This is a genomic window from Mesorhizobium sp., assembly GCF_017306585.1.
Lineage (GTDB): Bacteria > Pseudomonadota > Alphaproteobacteria > Rhizobiales > Rhizobiaceae > Mesorhizobium.
Genome location: NZ_JAFKIC010000087.1, coordinates 1 through 5,540 on the forward strand (window position 1 = coordinate 1; position 5,540 = coordinate 5,540).

At 64.0% G+C, this 5,540-nt stretch carries 6 protein-coding genes; all 6 read right to left on the minus strand.

From position 1 onward, the window contains the following. A partial coding sequence (glpD, locus tag J0I79_RS03070) for a glycerol-3-phosphate dehydrogenase (RefSeq protein WP_292855257.1) occupies positions 1 to 975 on the minus strand: 975 nt, incomplete at its 3' end. Between the two features lie 52 nt (positions 976 to 1,027). Next, entirely contained in the window at positions 1,028 to 2,536 is a 1,509-nt protein-coding gene (locus J0I79_RS03075) for an FGGY family carbohydrate kinase (protein ID WP_292855258.1), read from the minus strand. 88 nt (positions 2,537 to 2,624) lie between these two features. Next, positions 2,625 to 4,151, minus strand: coding sequence for an extracellular solute-binding protein (locus J0I79_RS03080; RefSeq protein ID WP_292855259.1), 1,527 nt, complete (start codon positions 4,149 to 4,151; stop codon positions 2,625 to 2,627). A 26-nt stretch (positions 4,152 to 4,177) separates the two neighbouring features. After that, a complete protein-coding gene (locus tag J0I79_RS03085; RefSeq protein ID WP_292855260.1) occupies positions 4,178 to 4,363 on the minus strand; it encodes a hypothetical protein in 186 nt (61 codons plus the stop codon). Further along, complete coding sequence (locus J0I79_RS03090; RefSeq protein ID WP_292855261.1) at positions 4,360 to 5,202, minus strand: carbohydrate ABC transporter permease; 843 nt, start codon at positions 5,200 to 5,202, stop codon at positions 4,360 to 4,362. The genes J0I79_RS03085 and J0I79_RS03090 overlap by 4 nt, the downstream gene beginning before the upstream one ends. Further along, positions 5,199 to 5,540: sugar ABC transporter permease (locus J0I79_RS03095; protein WP_292855262.1), on the minus strand; the 342-nt coding region annotated here is incomplete at its 5' end. The genes J0I79_RS03095 and J0I79_RS03090, both read right to left, overlap by 4 nt.

Here is a 5,540-nt window from a genome sequence, read left to right on the forward strand (position 1 = left end):
ACGCACGCCGGAATAGCTCCAGACGATGTCGGCGCGCGTGACCGGCCGCCGCAGGAAGGCATTCACTTCCGCGAGCATGTAGTCGATCTCCTTGTCGGAGATCCGCACCTTCTCCGGCGCCTCCTCCCACGGCTCGTCGGTGGTTCCGATCGATGTGAAGTCGCGCTCGTAGGGGAACGCCTCCATCAGGCGGCCGTCGCGCGTCTGCAGGAAGTAGCCATGCTCCCCCTCCCACTGGCGCGGAACGACGATGTGGGAGCCCCGCACCATGCGGAGCCGACGGCTGACCGAGACGCCGGCGATGGAGCGCGCGACGTCGATGACCCAGGGGCCGGCGGTGTTGACCAGCGCATCGCAGGTGACGTCGAATTCGTTCCCGGACCGCATGTCCTTCAGCGACACGCGCCAGACCTTGCCGGATCGCTCCGCGCCAAGGAAGCGGTGTCGCGGCAGTATGGTGGCACCATGCCGCTGTGCGCCGAGCAGGTTGGCGATGACCAGCCGTGAATCGTCGCCATGGCAATCTGAATAGATGAAGGCGTTGCGGAATGACGGCTTCAGCGCGCGGCCGGCCTCGTGCCGGTGCAGGTTGATCGCCTGAGAGCCCTCCAGCAGCTTGCGCCTGTAGAGATGATCGTAGAAGAACAGGCCGAGCCTGATCATCCAGCGCGGCCGCTGTCCCTTCACATGCGGCAGCACCAGGCGCAGCGGCCAGACCAGGTTCGCCGCTTTGCGCATCAGTATCTCGCGCTCGATCAGCGCGTCGCGCACGAGGCGAAAGTCATAGGTCTCAAGATAGCGCAGCCCGCCATGGATCAGCTTCGAGGAACGCGAGGATGTGCCCTCGGCGAAGTCCGGCATCTCGGCCAGCCCGACCCGTAGGTGGCGGCCCGCGGCATCGCAGGCGATCGCCGCACCGTTGATGCCTCCCCCGATGACAAAGAGATCGAAATGCACTTTGGCGGATGTCGTCATAATCGTTCTTGTTTCCAGTCCATGTCCCGGAGGTGGTTTCTCGTTGGTTCGGTCAGCTTGCGCGCCGGGCCTCGCCGGCGACCAGAAGGTCGATGAAATGTCGCCAGTCGCGATAATCCTCATCGAGGCGGCCCTTGGGTTGGCCGCGCGGGGCGATCGCTTCGCCGTGCTGGAAGAGACCCGAGAGTTCGTCGAGGGAACCCCAGACGCCGGCGCCGAGCCCGGCCATCAGCGCCGCGCCGAACGGCGTTGCCGCGCCTGAAGCGGACGGGCGAAGCGGCAGGCCAAGAATGTCAGCCTGCAATTGCAGGAAACAGGCGGAGCGCGTCATGCCGCCATCCACCTTCAGGCTCGCCATACCCAGGCCCGAACTCGCGGCGATCGAATCGCTAATCGCGCGGATCTGAAAGCAGACCGCCTCCAGGCCGGCATGCGCGATGTGTCCGGTTGACGTCGCCTCGCTCAAGCCGAGGATCGCGGCCCGTACGTCCGGCGCCCACCAGGGCGAACCGAGCCCCTGGAAGGCCGGGACCAATCTCACGCCTTCGCTGGCTCCGGCGCGCTCGGCCTCGGCGACCAGCGCCGGCACGCCGCCTGAAACGGACAGGTGCTGAGCGAGCCAGTCCAAGATGCGGCCGGCATAGATGACGAAGCCCTCGAAGGCATAGCATGGCTCGTCTACGTGCCAGGCAAGCGTGCGAATGATGCCTTGCGGCACGCTCTGGCGCGGAGCGGCGCCGGCGTTGATCCACAGGAACGCGCCGGTGCCGTAGGTGACCTTAGCTTCGGTTTCCCTCAGGCAGCCATGGCCGAGCAACGAGGCCTGCTGGTCGCCCATCAGGCCGGTGATGGCGATCGCGCCGCCAAACAGCGATGGGTCGGTGAAGCCGAAGCCGGCGTTCGATCGCCGGCATTCCGGGCGCACGGCGATCGGCAGTTCGAACAGGGAGAAGAGGTCGTCATCCCAGGCCAGGCGATCGATGTCGAACAGCATGGTCCGCGATGCATTACCCGGCTCGGTGACGTGGCTGGCGCCACCCGTAAGCTTCCAGACCAGCCATGTATCTACCGTCCCGAACAGGAGGTCGCCTTCCCGCAAGCCGAGCGCGATGTCCGGACGGTTGGTGAACAGCCATCTGAGCTTGGCCGCGGAGAAGGTTGGATCGAGATCCAGGCCGGTCCTGGCACGCACCATGTCGGCCGAGCCGGTGAGATGCGCGATCTCGGCGGCGCCCCGGCGGCATTGCCAGACCATTGCCGGCATGGCCGGCTTGCCGGTGCGGCGATCCCAGACGACGATCGTCTCGGTCTGGTTGGCGATGCCAAGCCCAGCTACGTCGACGGCACGCACACCTGCCTTTTGCAGCACCTCGTTGGCGGCGCCAACAACATTGGCGAACATCGCCTGCGGGTCCTGCTCCACCCATCCCGGCTGCGCCGCCATTGTGGCCAGCGGCCGTTCGGCCTGCGAGAGGGTGCGGCCGTTCTCGTCGATCGCGACGACCTTGGTGTTGGTCGTACCCTGGTCGACCGCGAGAATGATCTGCCCAGAAGGACGCATGACATCAACCCCCGGCGTCGCGGCTTGCGCGACGCGAGATCCATGGAGAAGAGGTTGCGCCGTCCCTCCCGGGACGGCGCAACACGTGTTATTTCTTGAATGCTGCCAGAGCCGGCACCTCGCGGTAGATTTCCTCGACCGACTGGTCCAGCCCGTCCTTCGGCTCCATCTGGCCGGCAAGCACCGCGCTGATGTTCTTCTGCAGGATTTCCTCGACGGTGGCGTATTCGGGGAAGTTCTCGAGTTTGAACGGCACGGCCTTCGGCGAGTTCGTCGCCGGATCGAGCGCCTCGGCGTAGCTCTTCGGCAGGCCGTGCGGCGAGTTCGCGTCCCGGTATGCCGGCTTGTCGCCGATGTCGAGCACGTCGCCACTGAGCAGGAAATAGTTGGTCGCGGAATAGACCAGGTCCTGAACCGACTTCGTCTCGTAGGCCGAGCGCGTCAGCGAGATGCTGCCTGTTGACATCAGCTTCTCCTGCACCTCGGGACGCTGCGTCCACTGCAGGAACAGCCAGGCGGCTTCCGGATGCTGCGAGGTGGTGGGAACGAACATGCCCCACTGGTGCAGGTTGATGATCTTGCGCTCGCCGATCGGCGTGCCGCTGTAGGCGACCTTGCCGACCACTTTCGACTGGCTCTCGTCATGGGAGATCGCATAGGAGGCATCGGCCCACAGCAGCGCCTGCACGGCCAGGCCGCTCTGCATGGCGGCGAGTTGCTCGTCCCAGGTGTAGCCCAGGCTTCCGGGAGGGCCGAACTTGGTGATCAGGTCGCGGTAGAATGTGAGCGCCTTGACGCCAGCCTCGGAGTTTATGACGACAGGACCGTAGTCGGCACCCGTCTCGCTCTCCACCACGCGCCCGCCGAAGGCGTAGAGCACGTTGTAGAAATTCCACAGCATCGAGATGTGGCGCTTGCCCGACAGGGTGATGCCGTAGACATCCTCCGAGAGCGTCTGGCCGGCGAGTTTCTCGCCGCTCTTGCGGGTGAAGAAATCCGAGGTATCCCAAAGCTGCTGCATGGTCAGCGCCGGCGAAGGCAACTCGTAGCCGTACTTGGCCTTGAACGCGGCCTGCTCCTCGGCGTTATCGAACACGTCGACGCGCCAGTTGAGATAGATCGTGTGGCTGGAGAACGGCACCCCATAGAGATCGCCCTTATTGCTCAGCGCCGCGTTCAACCAATCCTTGCTGAGGACGACATCCTCCAGCTTGAAGGTCGGATCAGCCAATTTGGGATCAGCGACGTATTTGGCGATCGGCTGGACCCACTGGTTGGCGATCAGCGTCGGCAGCCTGACATGCGGATTGAGGATCACGTCGTAGAACCCGGTGCGCCCGACGAAGTCGGCCGTGGTCTTCTGCATGACCTGATCGAAGGCGTGCTGCTCGATGATCACCGAGATGCCGGTCTCGTCCTCGAAAGCCTTCTTCTGCTGATTTAGGGATTCCAGAGGGGCCAGCGCTTCACCGATAACGCGGATCGTCTTGCCCTTGTAGGGTTCGGCGGCACCCTTCAGCGACCAGTCGCCGGCGCGAGCCGGCAGGCCGACGATCGCCGCCAGCGAGGCGGCGCCGATGCCGGCAAGAAGTTGACGTCTGTGAATTTCAAGCATGCTCATTTCCTTGTTCCTCCCAGTCTTCAAACTTTGGTCCTGCGCCGCGCCTTGAAATAGCTGCGCACCAGGAAACAGGCCCAGATGGCCCACACCAGCCATGCCCCCCACAGGCCGATGCTCGTCTCCAGGAAACGCAGCCAGAACAAAAGGATCAGGATGAGGCTCACGATGGCGTAGAAGACCATGTCGCCGAATTCGAGCGTCTTCATTTCACCGCTCCGAAGGTGAGGCCGCGCGCCAGATGCTTCTGCACGAACCAGACGAGGACGAGCACCGGGAGGCTCACCACCACCGAGACGGCGGCGAGCTGCCCCCAATAAGTTCCAAGCGGCGTGACGAGGCCGGGAAAGCCCGCCGGAAGCGTCTGGCCGCCGGCACCGCCGATCATCAGTGCAAACAGGAATTCATTCCACGAGAACAGGAAGGCGAGCACGGCCGACACGGCTATACCCGGCCGTGCCAGCGGCAGCACGATGCGCCAGAAGACCTGCCATTCGGTGGCACCGTCGGTAAGGGCGGCCTCATCCAGCGCCTTCGGTATGTCGTCGAAGAAGTTGCGCATCAGGTAGATGACGAGCGCGAGGTTGAACGTCGTGTGCGAGATCATCACCGCCCAGACCGTGCCGAGCAGGCCGATCGTCTGGAAGAACATGTAAAGCGGCAGGACGAGCGCGATGCCCGGCGCCATGCGCGTAGTCAGCACGTAGAAGAAAAGGTGCTTTTCGCCGAACACCCGGAAGCGTGAAAAGGCATAGGCCGCCGGCAGGCCGGTGAGCAGGCAGATCGCCACCGAGCCGCACGCGACGATAAGCGAATTGCGCAGGAAACGGTCGAACTCGCCGGTCACGAAGGCTTCGTAGAAGTTGCTCCAGGTAGGGCTGAAGAACAGCTTCGGATCGGGCGACAGGATGTCCGTGCGTTCCTTGAAGGCGGTCAGCACCAGCCATATGAACGGGATCAGCGCCAGGGCGGTGACCGCGATGATGAAGGTAACCTCGAGAGCCGGCAGCGACCGGCGCAGCAGTGAGTCCCTGGTGGTGGCGGTCATGCGACGGCTCCGCGCGTGAAGCGGGTCATGAGCTTCAGCAGGACAAAGGTGAGGATGAAGCTGATAAGGAACAGAACGGCCACGACCGCCGAACCGTAACCAAGGTTCCAGGACACGAAATTGACCTTGTACGCGAAGATGGTGGCGAGTTCGGTCGAGGCGCCGGGGCCCCCGCCTGTCATGATGAAGATCTGGTCGAATATCTTGAAGCTGTCGGTGAGGCGCAGCAGGAAGCCGACGATGATGATCGGCTGCAGCAGCGGAAAGGTGATGTGGCGGAAAATCTGCCAGCGGTTGGCGCCCTCGACCTCCGCCGCCTCGAAGGGCTCGCGCGGCAT

Bases quoted from the DNA above. Each gene is read 5' to 3' on its own strand.
- J0I79_RS03080 (WP_292855259.1), bottom strand. From the start codon at position 4,151: ATGCTTGAAATTCACAGACGTCAACTTCTTGCCGGCATCGGCGCCGCC.
- J0I79_RS03090 (WP_292855261.1), bottom strand. From the start codon at position 5,202: ATGACCGCCACCACCAGGGACTCACTGCTGCGCCGGTCGCTGCCGGCT.
- J0I79_RS03085 (WP_292855260.1), bottom strand. From the start codon at position 4,363: ATGAAGACGCTCGAATTCGGCGACATGGTCTTCTACGCCATCGTGAGC.
- J0I79_RS03075 (WP_292855258.1), bottom strand. From the start codon at position 2,536: ATGCGTCCTTCTGGGCAGATCATTCTCGCGGTCGACCAGGGTACGACC.